Source organism: Brevundimonas sp. AJA228-03 (genome assembly GCF_017795885.1).
Taxonomy (GTDB): domain Bacteria; phylum Pseudomonadota; class Alphaproteobacteria; order Caulobacterales; family Caulobacteraceae; genus Brevundimonas.
In genome coordinates, this window is sequence record NZ_CP059297.1 from 352,743 (window position 1) to 372,393 (window position 19,651).

Here is a 19,651-nt window from a genome sequence, read left to right on the forward strand (position 1 = left end):
GCCTGTTAGCCTGCGATAAACCTTAAACTGTACGCCATTCTCAATCAATCTCGAGTTAGTATGGCTTCATGTCGGATCGCTCTGTTCGAAGCCTTGAATATCTCGAACGCTCTGCATCTACAGCACGAGTGCTCAACCTGCTGAAAATTTCGAGGGAAAATCGGGACTCGCAGGAGTGGCGCGAGCGTCCATTGTTTCAGACCCCGGCGCTCAATACCTGTCTGCTTATAAAGCACCGCCTCCGGCGTAACGAGACCGATGCCTTTCGCGGGCGTCGCCAGACTGCCACCAAGGTGATTGTCCCCATTGATCATGGGGAACTCAGGTCCGGGGGGCGATACTTCTTCGTCGATCAGATCAATTTCGAAGCGACACTGGGCGAGGTTTTCGGCATTCAACCCGGGCATCCGGACGTGAATACGCTCCGTCTCATGGACAAGCTGCCGTCTCTGGACCCCTTCCTGATGCGCGAACAACTCAGGCGATCCGGAATCGATCCGGCACCTTGCTATTTCGCGCTCAGCGACGCCGACCTGCAGAATATGCTCAACTTCGTGAAAGCCGAGATTACGCCTCTGGTCGCTCTATGCATGGGCGATGCCTCCGCCAGCGCGAACTCGATCGACCGAATGGCGTCGAAAATCCTGTCCAACGCCAACGGAGACGGCATGGAAGCTCTGGGCCAGACGCTAAGGCTCAACCCCGAGCAATATCAGGAAGGTGTCTTCTGCTGGAAGGGCTTCCTCTACTACAAGTGGAGCCTGAAAAGCATGACATCGCAGATCGCCGAAGTGGCGGATCGGGTGGGCTCCGTGCAGGTCGCCGGCCCTGTCGACCAGGCGACACGAGAGTATATCGCCCGCGGTCGTCAGGTGCTCCGAAGCAAGATCGGCAAGACCTGCGCGGGCGTTCGCTCCACCCTCCAGATCTATGACGAGGCCTATGCCAGCTTGACCCAGGACGGGAATCCGCTGGATTTCCGGGATTTTCTGCTGGAGGCCCCCTATCTGTTCGCGCGTCTCGGGGACCAGCTGGGTGCCATCCAGCATATCGTCAGCTTCTGGACATTCCGGTTTGGCCCGCGTGCGACCGCGGCAGGCGCCGAAGAGCTGATGGACATCTTCATGGATTTCGAGATCGGCCTTCGAGGGCGCGACGAAACAGAGGATGCGATCGCCGCCTGAACGGAAAAGGCCGGCCAGGCGGCCGGCCTTTCATCGTCAATACGGGCCTTTGCGACCGTCTAGTAGCGATAGTGGTCCGGCTTGAAGGGTCCGGCGGTCGGGACGGAGATGTAGTCCGCCTGTTCGGTGGACAGCTCGGTCAGCTTGGCACCAAGCTTGGCCAGGTGCAGTCGGGCGACCTTCTCGTCCAGGTGCTTGGGCAGGACGTAGACCTGGTTTTCGTAGCGGGACTTGTTGGTCCACAGCTCGATCTGGGCCAGGGTCTGGTTGGTGAAGGATGCGCTCATCACGAATGACGGGTGGCCCGTCGCATTGCCCAGGTTCACCAGTCGGCCCTCGGACAGCAGGATGATCTTGTTGCCGTTCGGGAATTCGACGTGGTGGACCTGCGGCTTGATCTCGTCCCACTTGAAGTTCTTCAGGCCCGCGACCTGGATCTCGGAATCGAAGTGGCCGATGTTGCAGACGATGGCGTTGTTTTTCATCGCCCGCATGTGATCGACGGTGATGACGTCCTTGTTGCCGGTGGCCGTCACGAAGATGTCGGCGCGGCCGACGGAATCGTCCAGCGTCTGGACCTCATAGCCTTCCATGGCGGCCTGCAGGGCGCAGATCGGGTCGATCTCCGTCACGATCACCCGGGCACCGCCCTGGCGAAGCGAGGCGGCCGAGCCCTTGCCCACATCACCATAGCCGCAGACCACGGCGACCTTGCCCGACAGCATGACATCGGTGCCGCGGCGGATCGCATCGACCAGCGACTCACGGCAGCCGTAGAGGTTGTCGAACTTGGACTTGGTGACGCTGTCGTTGACGTTGATGGCGGGGAAGGGCAGCTCGCCCTTTTCGGCCATCTGGTACAGGCGGTGCACGCCGGTCGTCGTCTCTTCCGACACGCCGCCGATGGCGTCGCGGATCGCCGAATAGAAGCCGGGCTTCTCGGCGATGTAGCGCTTCATCACCTTGTAGAGGGCTTCTTCTTCCTCGTTCTGCGGGTTGGTCAGGACCGAGAGGTCCTTCTCGGCCTTCGGCCCGAGCACGCACAGCAGGGTCGCGTCACCGCCGTCGTCCAGGATCAGGTTCGGATAGCCGCCGTCGGCCCATTCGAAGATCTTGTGCGCATAGTCCCAGTATTCTTCCAGCGTCTCGCCCTTGGTGGCGAACACCGGGGTGCCGGCGGCAGCGATGGCGGCTGCGGCATGGTCCTGGGTCGAGAAGATATTGCACGAAGCCCAGCGAACGTCGGCACCAAGGGCTTCCAGCGTCTGGATCAGCACAGCCGTCTGGATCGTCATGTGCAGAGAGCCGGCGATGCGCGCGCCTTTCAGCGGCTTGTCGTGACCGAACTCCTCGCGCAGCGCCATCAGGCCCGGCATCTCCGTTTCGGCGATAGCGATCTCCTTGTTGCCGAACTCGGCGAGGGAGATGTCGCGGACGATATAGTCGGGCATGGGCGGCTCTTTCCGGCGACGTGGGCCGTTGGCGTGAAATCGGATCGCGCGCATATAGCCGCCAACCGTATCAGGAGCAAGATCGTATAAGGATGTCCTTATATGATCGCCCGCTCGGCGGGGGACGACTCGATCTTCGTCGGAGGCAGGCTGCTGACGACGCCCAATCCCGAACAGGACGAGGACGCACGCCTGTTCGCCCTGCTGGACTTGCGATCGATGAAACCGATGCCGATCAGGCTCCGGAAATGAGCGAGGGCATGATCAGGAGCGGGTGGTCGTCGCATTGGCGGGGCGAAGACCCTCGACGCTGGCCCGCGTCACGGCCGGACGACGTTCGCCTCCCGAGGCTATGATCCGGTCGATGCGCGCCTTCTCTGCGCGGAACGCCGCCAGATCGGAGCCCGCCAGCTGGACATTGTCCTCGACGCGGATGCTGCCGGGATTGATCCGCTGACCATTGCGCCAGAGTTCGTAGTGCAGGTGCGGGCCGGTCGACGCACCGGTCGAGCCGACATAGGCGATGACCTGACCCTGGCTGACGCGCTGGCCGGCGCGAATGCCCGAGGCATAGCGGGACAGGTGACCGTAGCCGCTTTCCAGACCATTGGCATGCCGCACGCGCAACCAGTTGCCATAGCCGCCCCAGCGACGGGCCTCGACCACCACGCCGTCGGCGGGGGCGACGATGGGGGTCCCGGTACCGGCGGCGAAGTCGATGCCCTGGTGCATCTTGCGATAGCCCGAGATCGGATGAACGCGGAAGCCGAAGCTGGAGCTGACGCGCGTCGCGCGGTCCAGCGGGGTGCGCATCATCGACGACCGCATGCTCTTGCCGGTGGCGTCGAAATATTCCGCCTGGCGCGCGCCGGGGCGCTGGAAGCGATAGAAGACGGCACCCTTCAGCTCTGCGTACAGCAGATCGCCGGTGTCGATGGTACGGCCGTTTTCGGTCACCGAGCGGTCGAAGACCAGGGTGAAACGGTCGGCGGCATGGATATCGCGATCCAGGTCAAAGCGGTGCCCGAACAGCTGATTGGCCTTGCGGCGGATGGCGGAGTCGGCCCCCATACGCTGGGCCGTGGCGGTCAGGGAGCCCTCGACGTTGGCGTGGACCACCATGGTCTCGTGCGTCACGCGCTCTTCCAGAGCCCGCAAACGAAGCGCGCCGTCGAAGCTGCGCGACACGGTCAGCTGGCTGGCCGGGCCGGTCCGCATCGTCAAACCGATCAGGCGGGCGTCGCCGCGGCCACCGCGCGGATGGGAGATGGCGGTCTCGAACCGCAGGCCCGCGCGCATCTGGCTCACGTCGTAGGCATTGGACAGGGTGGCGGCGACGGCCGAGGCCTCGGCGGCACCGATGCCGGTACGGCGCACGGCCTGTTCAAAGGTTTCGCCGCGACGGATCTGGACCGGAATGGCTTCGGGGGCCGTCAAGCCGGCCGGCGTTCCGGCGGATTCAAAGGCACGCGCTTCGAGCGACGCCATCTCTTCGGAGGTCAGTTCGGGAACCACCTCGGCCTGCGCGGGTTGGTAGACGCGACCGGCGAGCATCGCCACCGACACGGCGGCGATGGCTGTGAGCAGGTGCGGTGCAAAACGCATCGGCTGGCGGCGCGGATCGAACTGGGCCATCGGTCCCCGGCAAACGACGACGCCACACGGCGCCAGGTTCTACGCAAAGCAAGGATCGCGCCGGAGAGCCCCCCAATCGCGAAGCAAGCCGTATAGCTCGCCGTTTCCAGAATGGGAAGCAGGTTCGTTCCAAACCATTAACCGCCGTGATCCCAACGGGTAAAAACATGGCTGTCCGGGTCTTTCGACAGTGATCGCTACAGTCTATCGCCAAGCTATGGTCGTCTTTGCTGCGCTAAGGGACTCGCGCGTCCGCGTCCGTGAACACAACTGCATTGAACGTGACTCGCGCGCCACTCATTGTGTCGGATCGGCAACGATGTTGGCGTTGCCCTGGTCTGTCGGAATCCCGGACCCCGTCACGGCCTCGCCTCCGGCGACCGCGATCGCTCGCCATGACCACCGGGTCCAGATCGGGGACGGAGACCTTGAAGGCGTGGCGTTTCCCGCGCCGCCTGACCGGTTTCGGGACGGTCCTGCAGACAGCCGTGACGACGACCAGTGACGCCCGTCGCGAAGCCTGTGCCGTCGCCGCGCGTCAGGCCGGCACGACGCCGGACGTGGCCGCCGCCGGGATGTTCGGGAGCCAGCTGATGCCGCGCATCACCTCGGGCCAGTGGTATCGCAACGCGGCGGGTCAGTGGGTCCAACGCTGATCTGACGCAGGCGCGGCCCGTCCGGGCGTGCTAAGGGCGGCGGCATGGTCGTCCGTCTCATCCGTCTTTCCCTGATCACCCTGCTGGGCCTGGGCCTCTCAGGCCTCGCGACCTGGGGCCTCAGCCTGTTCTGGATCGCTATCGGCGGCGGGGCCCTGCCGCTGCATGGCTGGATCGCCATGGGTCTGGGCGTGACAGGCACCGTGGGTCTGACCTATGGCCTGATGGCCCTGGCGTTCAAGTCGCATCGCGAAGGCTGGGACGACCAGGTCGACAATACGCTGGATCCCGGGCGCGGGCCGTCACGCGACGACTGATCCACCCGCTGTGGCTCAGTCTGCCAACCCCGGCGTCGTGGGGTCCGACGATACCGGCGGCGCAGGCCTGAACAAAAGCGCAGCGATCAGACCCTCGTCGTTCAGGCCGATCCGCCACTGGGTCGCAGCCTCGTCGAAGATGACCAGGAACTGGCCCGCGCCGTCCCGCGTGCCCTGGGCCTCCACGCTCTGGATCGCTCCATAGCCCTCCAGAAGCGGGCGGATCGTCGGCAGTTGCCCCGTCAGACGGGTCGCCAGGTCGCGCGTATAAAGCTTGGGGTCTAACGTCCCCGCGCGGAGTTGCTCGATGACGACTCTCAGCGTCGCTTCGGCCACCGCCACATCGGTGGACGAGGGCGCGACCCGGGCCGTCGGGGGCGCGGTCGGCGCGGGGATGTCGAAGCTGTTGGGCAGGGTCGCGGCCGCACCACCGGCAGGGGCCAGAGAGCGAGCCGGCCCGGCAGGCACGGTCTGCGCGATGACCGGCGAGGAAAACGCGAGGCTGAAGCCGAGGATCAGGCGGACGGCGCGGGCAGAAAGGATCATGCGGGGACTCCGGAACTTCAGCCCATGATCCTTGTCCAAAGCGACAGAACAAGGGCGGCGGCGGACATGGTGGTCGCAGCCGTGATGCAGACGACGATCCAGGTCGGCGTGCGCGTCGGCTCCACGATCACCGTCTGCGGCGCGGGCGGATCCTGCACCAGGCGCGACAGGGCCCTCGCCCCGGCCAGAACCTCCTTCAGCCCGTCGCGGATCTGGGCCCTGGGGCCGAGCTCGCGGGTGATCCAGCGTTCGACCACCGGCTGGGCCGCCGACCACAGGTCGTGATCGGGGTTCAGGCGGCGCGCGACGCCCTCGACCGAGACCATGGTCTTCTGCAGCAGGATGAGCTCGGGCCGCAGGTGCATGTCGAACAGGGCCGTGATCTCGAACAGCTGGCCCAGCAGCCGCCCCATCGAGACCTGCGACGCCGCCCGGCCGATCACCGGCTCCCCCACCGCCCGCAGGGCCTGGGCGAAGGCCTCGACAGAGTGATGCGGCGGGACATATCCGGCCTCGAAATGGACCCGGGCGATGCGGGGATAATCCCGTGTCAGGAAGCCCCACAGGATCTCGGCCAGATAGCGGCGCTCCCCCTCGCCCAGCCGCCCGACGATGCCGAAATCGACGGCGGTCAGCTCGGCCGGGGCATAGGCGAACAGATTGCCCTCGTGCAGGTCGGCATGGAAGGTGCCGTGATCCAGGGCCTGGCTCAGAAAGGCGCGCACGACGTTGTCAGCCAGGGCGTCGATGTCCATGCCGGGTTGCCGGATCGCCTCGGGGTCCGTCATCGGCATCCCGGTCGCCCATTCCAGTGTCAGGACCCGCTTGCCGACCCCGTCCCAGACCACCCTGGGGGCCGACATGTGCATGCCGTCGCCCCGGGCCTTTTCCATGATGTCGTGGAGCTCGGACGCGGCCGCCGCTTCCAGCCGCATGTCCAGTTCCAGATACATGGAGCGGGCCACCGTCTCGACGAAGGCCTCGGGCTCCAGCCGGCGCGCAGCGGGGACCAGACGATGCACGACCCGCGCGGCCAGACGCATTGCGTCCAGCCCGGTGGTCACGCGGCGTTCGACACCCGGTCGCAGGACCTTGACCGCGACCTTGCGCCCATCCGCCAGCCAGGCGGGGTGCGCCTGGGCCAGGGAGGCGGCCCCGATCGGATCGCCGAAGTCAAGGAAGAGACTTTCAACAGGGCGGCCGATGGATCGTTCGATCTCGCGCCGGGCCTGATCGGTCGGAAACGGCGGCAGCCTGTCCTTCAGCCGGCCCAGATCGCGCGCGAACTCGATGCCGAAGATGTCGGCGCGGGTGGCCATGACCTGACCCAGTTTGATCGCGACGGGCCCCAGGGTCTCGAAGGCGCGGCCCAGACGCTGGCCGGGACGACCGTCGCGGCCTTCCTTGCCGGCGAACAGGTGGATGAACCCCGCCACCGGCTTCATCCAGCCTGGCAACAGGGGCGTCAGTTCGCGGGGCAGAAGCGCGTCGTGCTTCGCCAGGGCGAAGCCCCAGCGCAGCAGCCGCCAGGTCGCACCGACGGGATCGCGCACGGGGATCGTGGGCGGCGGGGCGGGCGCGACCCGGTATGAGGCTGACAGGCTCAGATCGCCCACCCGAAGTGGATCGCGGCGACGCCGCCCGACAGGTTGGTCACGGTCACGCGACTGAAGCCGGCCTCCTCGATCATGGCCTTGAAGGTGGGCTGGTCGGGGAAGCGGCGGATGCTCTCGACCAGGTACTGGTAGCTGTCCCGATCCCTGGCGACCCAGCCGCCGATGCGCGGAATGGCGTGGAAGGACCAGGCGTCATAGGCCTTGCGCACGGCTTCGGCCGTGGGGCGCGAGAACTCCAGACAGATGAAACGTCCGCCCGGCTTCACCACCCGGCGCGCCTCCTTCAGCGCGCCTGCGATATCCGAGACGTTGCGGATCCCGAAGCTGATCGAATAGGCGTCGACCGAGGCATCCGGCATCGGCAGCGCCATGGCGTCGCCCACGGTCCAGACCATCTCCGGCTCTCCGCCCTTGTCGACCCCGGCCAGGATCATCTCGGCATTGTAGTCCAGCACAATGACGGAGGCGTCGTCGCCGCCACCCCGCTCCTGGGCCGCACGCGCCATCTTCGAATAGCGCCGGGCCATGTCGCCGGTACCGCCCGCGACATCCAGGATGATCTCGCCGGGCCGGGGGTTCAGCCTTGCGGCAGTGGCGTCCTTCCACAGCCGGTGGATGCCCCCACTCATCAGATCGTTCATCAGATCGTAGCTGGAGGCCACGCTGTCGAACACGCCGCGGACCATCCGGACCTTTTCGCGCGCATCGACGTCGCGAAATCCGAACGGCGATGTCCTGGTAGAGGGGCTGTCTGTGTCGCTCATCGGGGCGGTCTAGCGCGGCAATGCGGCCCCGTCACCGGGCGGCGGCGTCGCGGGTGGAAGAAGGCCCTGAGCCCGGGCCAGCCGCCCACGATCCGCGGGCTGCGGGGCCACGATCCCCAGGCGGTCCATGACGGCATTCCCCGGCGCATGGATGCGCGTCCGGAACGCCCGGCGTGACTGTGGGGTCTCGCAGCCGAAAGCCTTCCCCGACGTGATCTTGCCGGGTCGGGCAACCGGGGCTAGGCCAGCGCCATGACCCGTCCCACCGTTTCCCCGACCGACGCCATCGCCGCCCTGTCCGGCTGGACCGTCGCCCCGGGCGACCGCCCGGCCATCGCCCGTGCCCTGAAATTCGCCGACTTCAACACCGCCTTCGCCTTCATGACGCGCGCGGCGCTGAAGGCCGAGACGATGGACCATCATCCGGAATGGTCGAACGTCTACAATCGCGTGGACATCCTGCTGACCACCCACGATGCGGGCGGGGTGACCGAGCTCGATCTTACGCTGGCGCGCTTCATCAATGACGCCGCGACGTCCCTGGGAGGGGAATGACATGACGAAACCCGGACGCGTCGCCGGCAAGGCTGCCCTGATCACCGGCGGTGCCCAGGGCCTGGGAGAAGCGATCGCCTGGATGTTGGCGCGCGAGGGTTCAAAGGTCGCGGTGACCGACATCAATGGCCCGGGTGCCCTGGCCCTGGCGGCCCGCATCAATGCCGAAATTCCCGGCTCTGCCTTTGGCTATGCCCACGACGTGGCCTCGGAGGACCAGTGGGTCGACGTTGTGGGTCGGGCGGCGGCGGATATGGGCGGGCTGTCCATCCTGGTGAACAACGCGGGCGTCGGCGACGTCCTGATGTTCGCCGAGCAGGACACCGCCGAGAACTGGCAGCGGCAATACGAGATCAACCTGCGGTCCGTGATGTTCGGCTGCAAGCACGCCATGCCGCATCTGCGGGCCTCGGGCGCGGCGTCGATCGTCAATATCTCGTCGATCGCGGGACTCGCCGCCGGGGTCGGCATGGGGGCCTACAACGCCACCAAGGCCGCCGTCTGGATGTACACCAAGACGGTGGCGCTGGAGGCCGCAAAGATGGACTGGAACGTCCGCGTCAACTCGGTGCACCCCGTCTTCATCAAGACAGCGATCCTGGATCCCTTCATCGCCATGGCCGGCGGTGACGAGGTCAAGGCGCACGAGCGGCTGGCGCGCGGCATCCCGCTCAAGCGGATCGGCGAGCCGGACGACGTCGCCTATTGCGTCCTCTATCTGGCGTCGGACGAATCCAAATTCGTCACGGGATCGGAATTCAAGATCGACGGCGGCATGACGGCGCAGTGAGTCAAGGGCGCTAACGCTCGCGACACGGTCGCTCGCTGCTTGAGCGCGGATTGGCAAGGGGCGCTAACGCTCGCGACACGGTCGCTCGCTGCTTGAGCGCGGATTTGCGTGGGGCGCTGACGCTCGGTGGACGGAACCTCGTTGCCTGGGCGCGGTCCGGGTCAGTTCGACAGATCCACCGGCAGGATCTGGCTGGCCAGCAGGGTCTCCATGCCGCGCCAGTGGTCGGCCCCTTGCGCTTCCACCCAGGCTTCGACCGTATCGCGCCCCAGGCCATAGTTGATGATGTAGCTGCGATAGGTCTCGATGAAGCGCAGCCGCTGGGCCGCCTTGTCCGGCGTGGTCAGGGTGTATCTGGCCAGCCGCGCGATGGTCTCCTCGCGGTTCACGCGCCCGGCCAGAAAATCGTCGGCGATCGTGTATTCCGCCCGCGCAAGCTGCCGCGTCAGGGCCTGAAGCCGGGCCTTCCTGGCGAAATCGGCGCCCGTGATCCCGGCCAGCGGGGCCAGTACCTGCTGTTCGAACCGCGCGCCCTCGTCGCCGGGGAATGCCAGGTCGATCCCGTAGTTCGCGCTGCCCTCGGCCACGAAGGACATGGGCGAGAACAGCGGATAGACGCTCATCTCCACCCAGCCGCGCTCGCGCACGAAGGTCCGCTCCAGCAGCGCATTATAGACGTGATGTCCGGGATAGCCCTCGTGGCACCCCAGATCGATGGCCCGCTCGGTGTAGATCGGGAAGTCGGTGTTGATCTCGATCCTCGAGGCCGCATCCCCCTGGAAATAATTGTAGCCCGACCACGGCTTGTCGGTGACGAAGGCGAGGGTGAACCGCTCGTTGGCAGGCAGGGCGATGTGTTCGGCCGTGCGGCGGCGGCACTCGGCGATGGCGGCGGTCATGACCGGTTCCAGCCGGTCCCTGGGGATGATGAAGGCCGACTTGAACGCCGCGACACGCTCCACCAGCGGCCCGTCCCCCGGCAGCATGGCATCGATCTGGTCGAGCGCCGCGTCATAGTCCGACAGGGGCTTCAGCTCCGGTCGAACCCCGAACAGGGCGAAGGCCTCTTCCGCGAACGGCAGCCGCTCGCCCCGGATGAAGCGCAGTCGCGCGGAAGCCGCCGAGACGTGGGCCAGCAGATAGGCCTTGCGCTGCACGACCACGGGATCCGCCCCCCGTACGGAGACCGCGTTCAGCCGGTCCGCCAGCGCGGCCGCGCCCTGCATCAGGGCGGGCACGTCACGCGGCGCGGCCCTGGCCGCCTCGGCCCATCCCGCCGGACCGTAGTAGGCATCCACATATCCGGGCTCGCGCTCGCCGATCTCCAGCGTCAGGCGCACATAGTCCGCAGCGATGGCGTCCAGACTGTCGCCGGACGGTTCGGCGTCAGCCACTGTCGTGCAGGCCCCCAGAAGCAGCAGAACGGCGAGAAACAGGCGACGCATGACGCACTCCGGCAACGACCGACGGCACGCTATGGCACCGCTCCCATGCCGCCAAGCCTCATTCCGGGATTGAGACCCTCGCGGACCTGCTGTAAGGCCCTTCGTCCGGCCGTCAGGCCCTGGCGATGCACCCGTAGCTCAGCTGGATAGAGTACTGCCCTCCGAAGGCAGGGGTCAGAGGTTCGAATCCTCTCGGGTGCGCCATCGTCCTTCGCATATATTTCATCGTTCTTCGAATGGCGGGCGCATGGGTTGTGCGTTAGTCTCTGGCTTCACTGCCCGGAGATCGCCGTGCCCTATTATGCGAGCCTGCGAAAAGAAGACCCGGAGGTCCGGGTCAGGGTGGCGGAGGGCCTGCGACGCCTGCGCAAGGCCATCCGGGCAGAGATTCCGGCCCGGACGCTCGACGGCGACCTGCTGATCGCCAGCTGGAACATCCGGGAGTTCGACAGCCGCAAATACGGCGGACGCCTGGTCGACTCCTTCTACTTCATCGCTGAAATCCTCAGTCACTTCGATCTGATTGCCATCCAGGAGGTGCGCGGCGATCTGTCGGCGCTGGATCGCGTTCAGGGCCTGCTCGGTAGCTGGTGGAAGTATCTGGTGACCGATGTCACCGAGGGGGCGTCCGGCAATGGCGAGCGGATGGCCTTCCTCTACGACAGTCGCAAGGTGACGTTCGGCGGGCTGGCCGGCGAGATCGTCCTGCCCAGGAGCAAGGTCGATCCGGATATCCTCCAGTTCGCCCGAACCCCGTTCGTCTGCGGATTCAAGGCGGGATGGGCCAGAATCGACCTGTGCACGGTCCACATCTACTACGGCGGGGGGAAATCGCTGGATCCACGACGCCTCAAGGAGATCGGCGACCTGGCAGGTTTTCTGGCCCGGCGCGCCAAGGTCGATGCGCCACCGGCTCCGGCGGCCGGGGCCGATCCGGCCCCGCGCGCGTCACAGGGTGCGGACAATCTGATCCTGTTGGGCGACTTCAACATCTTCGATCCGGGCGACGCGACGCTGAAGGCGATCACCGATGCCGGCTTCGTGGTTCCGAAGGTCCTGACCGACCGCGCGGGCAGCAACATGGCGCGCGACAAATACTACGACCAGATCGCGATCTGGCGCGGCAAGCGGTTCGACACGACGGACCGTGGCGGCGTGCTGAATTACTACGACGCCGTTTTCCGGCCCGAGGACGAGGCCCTCTATGCCGCCGACATCAAGCCCACCAAATCGGGCAAGCCCCCGACCTACAAGGACTGGAAATCCTATCAGATGTCGGACCACCTGTTGCTCTGGGCCGCATTCAAGGTGGATTTCGCAGAGGATTACCTCACCGAACTGGCGACGCCTGGGGCGCCCTAGACGATCAGCGCGGCCACCGCGACCAGCTCCCCAGGCGCTATCGCCCCGGCGAAGGGTGGACGCCGCAGCAAGGCGTTGGCCGAGGCCAGTACCGATACCAGCGACGAGTCCTGATCCGGCAGAGCTTGTACGCCAGCCCGACCCGCCCCGTCGCTGCCGACGATCGCCCTCATGTAATGGTCCCGAGGGCCGTTGGCAGGGAGTGCCGCCAGGAGTGGCGCAGGTCTGAAATCGGGAAGGTCGCTGCCGCCCTGCATCGCCGCCAACAGCGGTGTCAGAAACAGCTCGGCGCACACGAGCGCGGAGACCGGATTGCCGGGCAGGCCCAGCAGCCGGCGACCATCCGGCAGGGTGGCGAACCAGACGGGCTTGCCCGGACGCATGGCGACCCCCTCGACCAGAAGATCTGCGCCCAGGCTGCGGGCGGCGGGTTTCAGCAGGTCGTGATCCCCGACCGAGGCCCCGCCGATGGTGACGATCAGGTCGGCCTCTGTCCGGCCCAGGCTGTCGGCGATGGCCGCAAGGCTGTCTCCGACCAGCGGCAGTCGGCGGACCTCGGCCCCTGCGCGGCGGGCGACCAGGGCGACGCCCGGCCCGGCGGCGTCGTGGATCTGAAAGGGGCCTGCAGCGGCGCCCGGCTCGACGACCTCATTCCCGCCGGCGAGGATGGCGACGCGGGGACGACGGGCGCAGACGACCTCCGGACGGCCAGCGGAGGCCGCCAGGGCGACCCGCCAGGGGTTCAGACGCAGACCGGCCTCCAGCAGGCACGCCCCGTTCCGGTAGTCGGCGCCGCGCGACCGGACCCAGGTCGGCGCGTCGGCGCGGGCCAGCAGGACCAGGTGATCGCCGTCGCGCCTCGCCTCTTCCTGGATCACGATCCGATCCGCACCGGGTGGCAGGGGCGCGCCGGTGAAGATGCGGACGGCCTCACCCGCGCCGAGCGGCGTCTCATGGCCCTGCCCCGCCGCGCTTTCGCCGACGATCCGCAGCGGGCCCGTGCCGAGGTCGGCGGTGCGCACCGCCCATCCGTCCATGGCCGAGGCATCGAAAGGCGGCTGATCGCGGGCGGCGACAACGGGCTCGGACAGCCAGCGGCCGTCGGCCTCGATCAGGGGGACCGGCTCGCCGGGCAGGACCTTCGCCGCCGCCAGCATGGCCGCTCGGGCCGTCTCGACCGTCGGCAGGGTCACGCGCGGACCCAGTCGCCGGACTTGCCGCCGGTCTTGCGGACCAGCCGGACCGCCTCGATCGTCATGCCCCGGTCGACGGCCTTCAACATGTCATAGAGCGTCAGCAGCGCGACGCTCGCCGCCGTCAACGCCTCCATCTCCACGCCGGTGCGACCCGTGGTCCGGGTCGTCGCCGTAACGGACAGGCCCGATCCGTCGGGGCTCGGATCGACCGCGACGATCACGGCATCGAGCGGCAGGAGGTGGCACAGGGGGATGAGGTCGGCCGTCCTCTTGGCCGCCATGACGCCGGCGATCTCGGCCACGGCGCGCACGTCGCCCTTTGCGCCCCCGCCCGACAGGGCCAGGGCGAGGGTTTCCGGCTCCATGACGAGGCGGCCCGTGGCCACGGCCTCGCGCACGGTCGCGGCCTTGGCCGAGACATCGACCATCCGGGCGCGACCGTCGGGATCGATGTGGGTCAGGCCTGCCTCTTCTCGGGACGCCATCTCAGACCTCCAGCAGGCGGGGCATGATCTCGACGAGGTTGCAGGGCCGGTGACGGCTGTCGAGCTGCCAGCGGATCACCCGGTCCCAGCCGTCGCGCACCGCCCCGTTCGATCCCGGCAGGCAGAAGACGAACACCCCGTCGATGATCCCTGCCGTCGCCCGCGACTGCAGGGTCGACAGGCCGATGGTCTGGTAGCTGACGGTATGGAAAATGACGGAAAAGCCGTCGATCCGCTTGTCGAACAACGGCTCGAGCGCCTCGGGCGTGACGTCCCGCCCGGTCAGGCCGGTGCCGCCGGTCGTCAGGATCGCATCGACCGCGCCCGCGTCGATCCAGGCCCTGACCCGGGTGCGGATGGCGTCGACGGAGTCGGGCACGATGGCCCTTTCGACGCAGACATGGCCCGCCGAGACGATCCGTTCGGCCAGGATGCCGCCGGACGTGTCGCTGTCATCGTCCCGCGTGTCCGAGATGGTCAGGACGGCGATCCGCACGGGAACCACCGGCTGGTCGAGCAGGAGCTTGCCTCCGGGCGCGGGCAGGATGTCGGTCATGGCGTGGTCTCCCATCGGGCAGCGTCGGCGTGGTCGCTGGCGCGGGGTTCGATCCAGCGGCGGCCGTCGGGCCCTTCCTCGCGCTTCCACAGGGGGGCGCGGGTCTTCAGCTGGTCCATCAGGTAATCGGCGGCCTGAAAGGCGTCGCGGCGATGCACGGCGGCGGTGGCCACGAAGACGATGGCCTCGCCCACGCCCACCTCGCCCCAGCGATGGACGGCGATCAGGTCGATCAGGTCGAACCGCGCCCGGGCCCCGGCCTCCAGTTCGGCCATCACCCGCTCGGTGAAGCCGGGCCAGGCGTCGAGCGCCAGGGTCTCGACCGCCTGTCCGTCGGTGGCGGCGCGGCACAGGCCGGTGAAGCTGACCACCGCGCCGGCGTCGGTCCGGGCGCGGCAAAAGTCAGCCAGCAGGGCGCCAGGATCGATCGGATCGGTCTGCAGGCGCACCATGGTCACCCGCCCGACACCGGGGGCGCGAAGGCCACCTCGTCGTCGGGTCCGACGGGAGGGTTCCCGCGCACGATCACCTGGTTCACCACCCTCATCAGGCCGGGACGCCCAAGACGCTCTGCCAGCCGCTCGTCGGCGCAGAGCGTCGCCCGCAGGGCCTCGACGCTGTCACCCGCGATGTCGCGCTCGCGCCAGCCCGCGATATCGGCCAGTGCTCCGAACAGCAGGACCCTGGCCATGGCTCAGCCTCCCGTCATCGACATGGGCCGCGCCACCGCGGGCGCGAGGCCCGCACCGATGCGAAAATCGTGGCTCTTCGGCTTTCTGGACACCGCCGCCCGGATGGCCCTTGCCACGGCCGCGTCGTCGCCCGCGCGCAGGACCGGACGCAGGTCCTCGTGATCGTTCTGGCCGAGGCACAGATAGAGCCGACCGGTGCAGGTCACGCGGACGCGGTTGCAGGTCTCGCAGAAGGTGTGGGTCATGGGGGTGATGAACCCCAGCGTCCCGCCCGTCTCCTCGACGCGGACGTATCGCGAGGGGCCACCGGTTCGCTTCGCCAGCGGGGTCAGGGTCCAGCGCGCCTCGAGGTCGCGTCGCATCTCCGTCAGCGACAGAAACTGGTCGGTCCGGTCGATTCCGGTCTCGCCCATCGGCATGGTCTCGATCAGGGTCATCTCGTGGCCCTCGCCGTGCGCCCAGGCCACGAGGGCGGGCAGGTCGGCGGCATTGTCGGCCTTCAGGGCCACGACGTTGATCTTGACCGCCATCCCGGCGGCCCGGGCCGCCTCGATCCCCGTCAGCGCCCTGGACAGATCCCCGCCCCGCGTGACGCGGCGATAGGTGTCCGGGTCCAGCGTATCCAGCGACACATTGATCCGCCGCACGCCATGCCGGGCCAGGGCCTCGGCATGTTCGGCCAGGTGGGTGCCGTTCGTGGTCAGGGTCAGCTCGTCCAGGGCGCCGGATCGCAGATGCCGGGCAAGGGCAGCGACCAGATCCATGAACCCCTTGCGGATCAGGGGTTCTCCCCCCGTCAGGCGCAGCCGACGCGTCCCCAGGCCGATGAAGACCGAGCACAGCCGGTCCAGCTCCTCGATCGACAGCAGTTCCGCGCGGGGCAGGAAGATCTGACGTTCGGCCATGCAATAGGTGCAGCGCAGATCGCACCGGTCGGTGACCGAGACGCGGACATAGTCGATCGACCGGCCGAACGGATCGACCATCGGAAACCCTGTCTGGCTGGACGGTGACGGGGGCGACATGCTCATATCAGCATAACGGTCGTGGTTCTGGAGCAAAGTCATTTCTGTCCTGATCGACCGACGGGCGCTTCTGGTTACAGGCCTCGGCGCGCTCGGCGGCTGTGCCGCGCCGGCGGCCGCGCCCCTGACCCTGTTCGCGGCCGCATCGCTGAGCGATGTCCTGACCGCGCTTTCGGCCCGGTTCACCGACAGGACGGGCCGCCCAACCCGGACGGTCTTTGCCGGCAGCGGCGATGTGGCGCGTCAGGTGCTGTCGGGGGCTCCCGCCGATCTGCTTGTCCTGGCCGACACCGAGTGGATGGACCGGCTGGCGACGGCGAACGTCCTTCGACCGGGCAGCCGCGTCGATCTGGCGACCAACAGCCTGGTGGTGATCGCACCCGCGGACCGGCCGCCGTCGACCTTCGCCTGGCAGGGGCGCATCGCCATCGGTGATCCCGGGAGCGTCCCGGCCGGCCGGTATGCGCGGCAGATGATGCAGGCGCTGGGGGTATGGGACGGAGGTGACATGACCCTGATCACCGCCGCCGATGTGCGCGCGGTTCGGGGCTTCGTGGCGCGGGGCGAGGTGGATCTGGGCGTGGTCTATCGCAGCGACGCCCTCGGCTATGACGCGGTGCGGGTGGTCGCCACGCCCCCGCCGGACGTTCAGCCCCGGATCGTCTACCCGGCCGCCCTGACGACGCGCGCGGCCGAAGGCGCGGCCGGGCTGATGCAATTTCTGGCGGGGGCCGAAGCCCGCGAGACCTTCGCCCGTCACGGCTTCGGGGCCGTATCGTGAGCGAGGCGCCCCGTCTCTGGTTTCAGATCCGCATCGGCGAGGGCCGGTTCGGTCCGGGCAAGGCCGAACTGCTGACTCACGTCCGGGACACCGGCTCGATCAGCGCGGCGGCGCGGCGGATGGGCATGTCCTATCGCCGCGCCTGGACCCTGCTGGAGGCCGTCAACGCCCTGACCGATGCCCCGGCGGTGGAAACCGAGCGCGGGGGCGCGCGAGGCGGCGGGGCCCGGCTGACGCCCCGGGGCGAAGCCTTGGTGGCGGCCTACGAGCATCTGCGCGTGGCGCTGGCGAGCACGGCCGCGCCGACGCTGGCGGCCCTGGACGCGCCGGATAATCGCCATGACTGATCTGTTCGCCCCGCTGACCGGGCCCGAGCTGGAAGCCCTTGGCCTGTCGCTGCGCGTGGCGGGCGTCGCCAGCCTGGCAACCCTGCCGGTTGCCGTGGGTCTGGGATGGCTGATGGCGCGGGGAGTCTTTCCGGGCAAATGGCTGGTCGAGGCGGCGATCAACCTGCCGCTGGTCTTGCCGCCGGTGGTGACGGGTCTTGCGCTGCTTCTGATGTTCGGATCGCGGGGACCGCTGGGCCGGGTGCTGGCCGATGTGTTCGGGGTCAGCCTGCTGTTTCACTGGACCGGAGCGGCTCTGGCCGCCGCGGTCATGGCCCTGCCGCTGATGGTACGGCCCATCCGCCTGGCGATCGAGGGCGTGGATCGGGGCCTGGAGCAGGCCGCGGCGACCCTGGGCGCGCCCCCGGCCTTCGTGGTCTTCAGCGTGACCCTGCCGTTGGCCCTGCCCGGCGTCATCGCCGGGGCCCTGCTGGGGTTTGCCCGGGCCTTTGGAGAGTTCGGGGCCACGGTGACCTTCGTGGGAGCCATCCCCGGAGAGACCCGAACCCTGCCGGTCGCGATCTATGCGTCGCTGCAGGGACTGGGTGGAGAGACAGTGGCTCTGCGGCTCGCCCTGGTGTCCGTCGCCGTCGCCATGATCGCCCTGTTCGCCACCGAGGCCGTCAGTCGCGGCCTGGCCCGACGGACCGCCGTCGCATGAGCCTGACCTGCGCCGTTCAGGCCGAACGTGGCGGGTTCCGGATCGACGTCGCCTTCGACAGCACGGCCCGCGTTGTTGGCATCGAGGGTCCGTCGGGGGCCGGAAAGACGACCCTGCTTCACGCCCTGGCCGGCCTGGTCCCCGTCCACCGCGCGCGCCTGATCGTGGATGGCGAGGCTCTGGTCGATACCGACGCCGGTCTGGCACCGCCCCCCCATGCCCGGCGCGTGGGCTATGTCTTTCAGGACGCCCGGCTGTTCCCGCATCTGAGCGTCGCCGACAACATCGCCTATGGCCAGCGCTTCGCGCCGAACCGGACGGACGTGGGCGCGCTGGTCGAGCTTCTGGGGATCGGTCATCTTCTGGCGCGCTGGACACGCAATCTGTCGGGCGGAGAAGCCCGGCGTGTGGCAATCGCGCGCAGCCTTGCGGCCGGTCCGCGACTGCTGCTTCTCGACGAGCCCTTTTCCGGCCTGGATCAGCGCCGACGCGACGAACTCATCCCCTGGCTGGTCGACCTGACGACCCGGATCGATGTGGCGATCCTGGTCGTGTCGCACGATGCCGCAGACCTTCAGGCCATGGGGGCCGACAGGATCAGCCTTCTGGCGGGACAGCTCAGTCCAGACCGTCGTCCGTGACCTGATAGTCGAGGCCGCTGGCGATGGCCCTGGCGGACAGTTCTTCCTGCACCAGATGCCAGCGACGCAGGCGTTCGAAGTCGATGGCATGGACCGAAGACGCCTCGAGCCATTGGTTGAAGGCCTTGCTCAGGACTTTGTAATCCGGCGCATCCGGGCTCGGAATGGGTGGCACCTGCGGCAGGCGGCTGGCCACCTCCGGCGGAATGGGAAAGGTTCCCGATGTGGTGGTCAGCATCATCGGACCTGATCCTAGGGCAAGTTTACCCCCGGGCAAGGCATGGCGCGCATCCTTGTCGAGAGAACCGCGTTGTTGGCATCGGGCGGGTCCAGTGGGGACGCAGCCAGGAGATCGAGATGTTCCATCCTGTCAAGGCCGGGATCGTGATGGTCCTGGCCTCGCTTGCCATGTCAGGCCAAGGCCGGGCGCAGACAGCGGATCCGGCTGCATCCCGGGCCCGCGCCGATGCGGTCGATCGACTGTTGCCATCGGAAGTCCGGCCGACGCCCGTGACGGTCAACGATGGCGAGGCCTACCATCGCGCCGACGACGCTCAACAGGATCCGGCCGAGGTGCGAACGACCCAGGCCCTCAACGAAGAGATCGTGTCGCGCAACCAGCTGGCCGAGAACCAGGAACGCGCCGATCGGGAAGCCTATGAGGCCACGGTGGCCCAGGCCACCCGGGAGCGTCTGGCCTATGAGGAGGCCGCCCGTCAGGCCGATGCAGCGCGCCGCCAGTGGGAAGCCGAGTGGGAGGCCGCCGAACGCGCGCGCGCTCAATATGCCGCCGACCTGCTGGCCTGCCGCGCAGGCGAGCGCGCACGCTGTCCCCGGTAACCTTTCGCATTCCCCCAACGTAGTCGGCTGACGGAAGCGTTTGCCGAACGGGCGGTCCTGTGAGACC

Annotated in this window: 24 protein-coding genes, 1 tRNA gene and 1 pseudogene; 13 read left to right on the forward strand and 13 right to left on the reverse strand. The window is 67.8% G+C overall.

What is annotated here, in order from left to right; genetic code table 11:
- The first annotated feature begins 68 nt into the window (after positions 1–68).
- Positions 69–1,184, forward strand: coding sequence for a hypothetical protein (locus HZ989_RS01850; RefSeq protein ID WP_209321955.1), 1,116 nt, complete (start codon positions 69–71; stop codon positions 1,182–1,184).
- Positions 1,185–1,243: 59 nt separating this feature from the next.
- Here the strand turns inward: HZ989_RS01850 and ahcY are convergent, their stop codons facing one another.
- Positions 1,244–2,635, reverse strand: coding sequence for an adenosylhomocysteinase (gene ahcY, locus HZ989_RS01855; protein WP_209321956.1), 1,392 nt, complete (start codon positions 2,633–2,635; stop codon positions 1,244–1,246).
- 117 nt (positions 2,636–2,752) lie between these two features.
- Between ahcY and HZ989_RS01860 the strand changes: the two are divergent.
- A pseudogene (locus HZ989_RS01860) lies at positions 2,753–2,887 on the forward strand (hypothetical protein); the annotation flags it as partial.
- Positions 2,888–2,899: 12 nt separating this feature from the next.
- Here HZ989_RS01860 and HZ989_RS01865 read toward each other — a convergent pair.
- A complete protein-coding gene (locus tag HZ989_RS01865; protein ID WP_209321957.1) occupies positions 2,900–4,270 on the reverse strand; it encodes a M23 family metallopeptidase in 1,371 nt (456 codons plus the stop codon).
- Positions 4,271–4,758: 488 nt separating this feature from the next.
- On the opposite strand from HZ989_RS01865, the gene HZ989_RS15140 reads away from it, so the two are divergent.
- Positions 4,759–4,926 (forward strand): DUF1318 domain-containing protein, encoded by a 168-nt coding sequence (locus tag HZ989_RS15140; RefSeq protein WP_245162420.1) that lies wholly within the window; start codon positions 4,759–4,761, stop codon positions 4,924–4,926.
- A gap of 44 nt (positions 4,927–4,970) precedes the next feature.
- Positions 4,971–5,243, forward strand: a complete 273-nt coding sequence (locus HZ989_RS01875; protein ID WP_209321959.1) for a hypothetical protein — start codon at positions 4,971–4,973, stop codon at positions 5,241–5,243.
- A 15-nt stretch (positions 5,244–5,258) separates the two neighbouring features.
- Here the strand turns inward: HZ989_RS01875 and HZ989_RS01880 are convergent, their stop codons facing one another.
- From HZ989_RS01880 to HZ989_RS01890, 3 genes are read right to left on the reverse strand one after another with little or no spacing between them, the layout of a single operon-like run.
- Positions 5,259–5,789 (reverse strand): hypothetical protein, encoded by a 531-nt coding sequence (locus tag HZ989_RS01880; RefSeq protein WP_209321960.1) that lies wholly within the window; start codon positions 5,787–5,789, stop codon positions 5,259–5,261.
- A gap of 17 nt (positions 5,790–5,806) precedes the next feature.
- The gene (gene ubiB / locus HZ989_RS01885; protein WP_209321961.1) at positions 5,807–7,405 is read right to left on the reverse strand and encodes a 2-polyprenylphenol 6-hydroxylase; all 1,599 of its coding nucleotides are present in this window, start codon (positions 7,403–7,405) and stop codon (positions 5,807–5,809) included.
- Positions 7,393–8,169, reverse strand: coding sequence for a class I SAM-dependent methyltransferase (locus HZ989_RS01890; protein WP_209321962.1), 777 nt, complete (start codon positions 8,167–8,169; stop codon positions 7,393–7,395). Before HZ989_RS01890 ends, ubiB begins: the two co-directional genes overlap by 13 nt.
- A gap of 252 nt (positions 8,170–8,421) precedes the next feature.
- Here HZ989_RS01890 and HZ989_RS01895 point away from each other — a divergent pair, with 252 nt between their 5' ends.
- Together HZ989_RS01895 and HZ989_RS01900 are read left to right on the forward strand one after the other, a co-directional pair.
- Positions 8,422–8,724 (forward strand): 4a-hydroxytetrahydrobiopterin dehydratase, encoded by a 303-nt coding sequence (locus tag HZ989_RS01895; protein WP_209321963.1) that lies wholly within the window; start codon positions 8,422–8,424, stop codon positions 8,722–8,724.
- A 1-nt stretch (position 8,725) separates the two neighbouring features.
- Positions 8,726–9,514, forward strand: a complete 789-nt coding sequence (locus HZ989_RS01900; RefSeq protein ID WP_209321964.1) for an SDR family oxidoreductase — start codon at positions 8,726–8,728, stop codon at positions 9,512–9,514.
- A 161-nt stretch (positions 9,515–9,675) separates the two neighbouring features.
- Here the strand turns inward: HZ989_RS01900 and HZ989_RS01905 are convergent, their stop codons facing one another.
- Complete coding sequence (locus tag HZ989_RS01905) at positions 9,676–10,959, reverse strand: hypothetical protein (RefSeq protein ID WP_209321965.1); 1,284 nt, start codon at positions 10,957–10,959, stop codon at positions 9,676–9,678.
- Positions 10,960–11,086: 127 nt separating this feature from the next.
- Here HZ989_RS01905 and HZ989_RS01910 point away from each other — a divergent pair.
- Both HZ989_RS01910 and HZ989_RS01915 read left to right on the forward strand, forming a co-directional pair.
- Positions 11,087–11,163 (forward strand) — tRNA-Arg (locus HZ989_RS01910).
- Positions 11,164–11,250: 87 nt separating this feature from the next.
- Positions 11,251–12,321 carry an endonuclease/exonuclease/phosphatase family protein gene (locus HZ989_RS01915; RefSeq protein ID WP_209321966.1) on the forward strand — a complete coding sequence of 357 codons (1,071 nt, stop codon included), beginning with the start codon at positions 11,251–11,253 and terminating at the stop codon, positions 12,319–12,321.
- On the opposite strand, the gene glp is transcribed toward HZ989_RS01915, so the two are convergent.
- From glp to moaA, 6 genes are read right to left on the reverse strand one after another with little or no spacing between them, the layout of a single operon-like run.
- Positions 12,318–13,514 (reverse strand): gephyrin-like molybdotransferase Glp, encoded by a 1,197-nt coding sequence (gene glp, locus HZ989_RS01920; protein ID WP_209321967.1) that lies wholly within the window; start codon positions 13,512–13,514, stop codon positions 12,318–12,320. The two genes, HZ989_RS01915 and glp, sit on opposite strands and share 4 nt — an antisense overlap.
- A complete protein-coding gene (gene moaC / locus HZ989_RS01925; protein WP_209321968.1) occupies positions 13,511–14,002 on the reverse strand; it encodes a cyclic pyranopterin monophosphate synthase MoaC in 492 nt (163 codons plus the stop codon). Before moaC ends, glp begins: the two co-directional genes overlap by 4 nt.
- Position 14,003: 1 nt before the next feature.
- A complete protein-coding gene (moaB, locus tag HZ989_RS01930) occupies positions 14,004–14,558 on the reverse strand; it encodes a molybdenum cofactor biosynthesis protein B (RefSeq protein ID WP_209321969.1) in 555 nt (184 codons plus the stop codon).
- The gene (locus tag HZ989_RS01935) at positions 14,555–15,010 is read right to left on the reverse strand and encodes a molybdenum cofactor biosynthesis protein MoaE (protein ID WP_209321970.1); all 456 of its coding nucleotides are present in this window, start codon (positions 15,008–15,010) and stop codon (positions 14,555–14,557) included. The genes moaB and HZ989_RS01935 overlap by 4 nt, the downstream gene beginning before the upstream one ends.
- A gap of 2 nt (positions 15,011–15,012) precedes the next feature.
- Positions 15,013–15,249, reverse strand: coding sequence for a MoaD/ThiS family protein (locus HZ989_RS01940; RefSeq protein ID WP_209321971.1), 237 nt, complete (start codon positions 15,247–15,249; stop codon positions 15,013–15,015).
- 3 nt (positions 15,250–15,252) lie between these two features.
- Positions 15,253–16,281 carry a GTP 3',8-cyclase MoaA gene (gene moaA / locus HZ989_RS01945; protein WP_245162421.1) on the reverse strand — a complete coding sequence of 343 codons (1,029 nt, stop codon included), beginning with the start codon at positions 16,279–16,281 and terminating at the stop codon, positions 15,253–15,255.
- A 154-nt stretch (positions 16,282–16,435) separates the two neighbouring features.
- Between moaA and modA the strand changes: the two genes are divergently transcribed.
- The 4 genes from modA to HZ989_RS01965 are packed head-to-tail and all read left to right on the forward strand — an operon-like array spanning position 16,436 to position 18,744.
- Positions 16,436–17,056 (forward strand): molybdate ABC transporter substrate-binding protein, encoded by a 621-nt coding sequence (gene modA, locus HZ989_RS01950; protein WP_245162499.1) that lies wholly within the window; start codon positions 16,436–16,438, stop codon positions 17,054–17,056.
- Entirely contained in the window at positions 17,053–17,403 is a 351-nt protein-coding gene (locus tag HZ989_RS01955) for a winged helix-turn-helix domain-containing protein (RefSeq protein WP_209321973.1), read from the forward strand. The genes modA and HZ989_RS01955 overlap by 4 nt, the downstream gene beginning before the upstream one ends.
- On the forward strand, positions 17,396–18,103 hold the full coding sequence (modB, locus tag HZ989_RS01960; protein WP_209321974.1) for a molybdate ABC transporter permease subunit: 708 nt from the start codon (positions 17,396–17,398) through the stop codon (positions 18,101–18,103). The genes HZ989_RS01955 and modB overlap by 8 nt, the downstream gene beginning before the upstream one ends.
- A complete protein-coding gene (locus HZ989_RS01965) occupies positions 18,100–18,744 on the forward strand; it encodes an ATP-binding cassette domain-containing protein (RefSeq protein WP_209321975.1) in 645 nt (214 codons plus the stop codon). Before modB ends, HZ989_RS01965 begins: the two co-directional genes overlap by 4 nt.
- Here the strand turns inward: HZ989_RS01965 and HZ989_RS01970 are convergent.
- Positions 18,722–18,985 (reverse strand): hypothetical protein, encoded by a 264-nt coding sequence (locus HZ989_RS01970; RefSeq protein WP_209321976.1) that lies wholly within the window; start codon positions 18,983–18,985, stop codon positions 18,722–18,724. The genes HZ989_RS01965 and HZ989_RS01970 overlap by 23 nt on opposite strands.
- 116 nt (positions 18,986–19,101) lie before the next feature.
- Here HZ989_RS01970 and HZ989_RS01975 point away from each other — a divergent pair, with 116 nt between their 5' ends.
- Positions 19,102–19,584, forward strand: a complete 483-nt coding sequence (locus HZ989_RS01975) for a cell wall hydrolase (RefSeq protein WP_209321977.1) — start codon at positions 19,102–19,104, stop codon at positions 19,582–19,584.
- Positions 19,585–19,651 lie beyond the last annotated feature (67 nt).

What these genes read in the sequence shown, in the direction of transcription:
- HZ989_RS01905 (WP_209321965.1), bottom strand. Translation starts at nt 10,959, where the DNA reads ATGCGTCGCCTGTTTCTCGCCGTTCTGCTGCTTCTGGGGGCCTGCACG.
- HZ989_RS01900 (WP_209321964.1), top strand. Translation starts at nt 8,726, where the DNA reads ATGACGAAACCCGGACGCGTCGCCGGCAAGGCTGCCCTGATCACCGGC.
- HZ989_RS01965 (WP_209321975.1), top strand. Translation starts at nt 18,100, where the DNA reads ATGAGCCTGACCTGCGCCGTTCAGGCCGAACGTGGCGGGTTCCGGATC.
- HZ989_RS01970 (WP_209321976.1), bottom strand. Translation starts at nt 18,985, where the DNA reads ATGATGCTGACCACCACATCGGGAACCTTTCCCATTCCGCCGGAGGTG.
- ahcY (WP_209321956.1), bottom strand. Translation starts at nt 2,635, where the DNA reads ATGCCCGACTATATCGTCCGCGACATCTCCCTCGCCGAGTTCGGCAAC.
- HZ989_RS01850 (WP_209321955.1), top strand. Translation starts at nt 69, where the DNA reads ATGTCGGATCGCTCTGTTCGAAGCCTTGAATATCTCGAACGCTCTGCA.
- moaB (WP_209321969.1), bottom strand. Translation starts at nt 14,558, where the DNA reads ATGACCGACATCCTGCCCGCGCCCGGAGGCAAGCTCCTGCTCGACCAG.
- HZ989_RS01880 (WP_209321960.1), bottom strand. Translation starts at nt 5,789, where the DNA reads ATGATCCTTTCTGCCCGCGCCGTCCGCCTGATCCTCGGCTTCAGCCTC.
- modB (WP_209321974.1), top strand. Translation starts at nt 17,396, where the DNA reads ATGACTGATCTGTTCGCCCCGCTGACCGGGCCCGAGCTGGAAGCCCTT.
- HZ989_RS01940 (WP_209321971.1), bottom strand. Translation starts at nt 15,249, where the DNA reads ATGGCCAGGGTCCTGCTGTTCGGAGCACTGGCCGATATCGCGGGCTGG.
- HZ989_RS01875 (WP_209321959.1), top strand. Translation starts at nt 4,971, where the DNA reads ATGGTCGTCCGTCTCATCCGTCTTTCCCTGATCACCCTGCTGGGCCTG.
- moaC (WP_209321968.1), bottom strand. Translation starts at nt 14,002, where the DNA reads ATGGCGTCCCGAGAAGAGGCAGGCCTGACCCACATCGATCCCGACGGT.
- HZ989_RS01895 (WP_209321963.1), top strand. Translation starts at nt 8,422, where the DNA reads ATGACCCGTCCCACCGTTTCCCCGACCGACGCCATCGCCGCCCTGTCC.
- moaA (WP_245162421.1), bottom strand. Translation starts at nt 16,281, where the DNA reads ATGAGCATGTCGCCCCCGTCACCGTCCAGCCAGACAGGGTTTCCGATG.
- HZ989_RS01975 (WP_209321977.1), top strand. Translation starts at nt 19,102, where the DNA reads ATGTTCCATCCTGTCAAGGCCGGGATCGTGATGGTCCTGGCCTCGCTT.
- HZ989_RS01890 (WP_209321962.1), bottom strand. Translation starts at nt 8,169, where the DNA reads ATGAGCGACACAGACAGCCCCTCTACCAGGACATCGCCGTTCGGATTT.
- HZ989_RS01935 (WP_209321970.1), bottom strand. Translation starts at nt 15,010, where the DNA reads ATGGTGCGCCTGCAGACCGATCCGATCGATCCTGGCGCCCTGCTGGCT.
- HZ989_RS01865 (WP_209321957.1), bottom strand. Translation starts at nt 4,270, where the DNA reads ATGGCCCAGTTCGATCCGCGCCGCCAGCCGATGCGTTTTGCACCGCAC.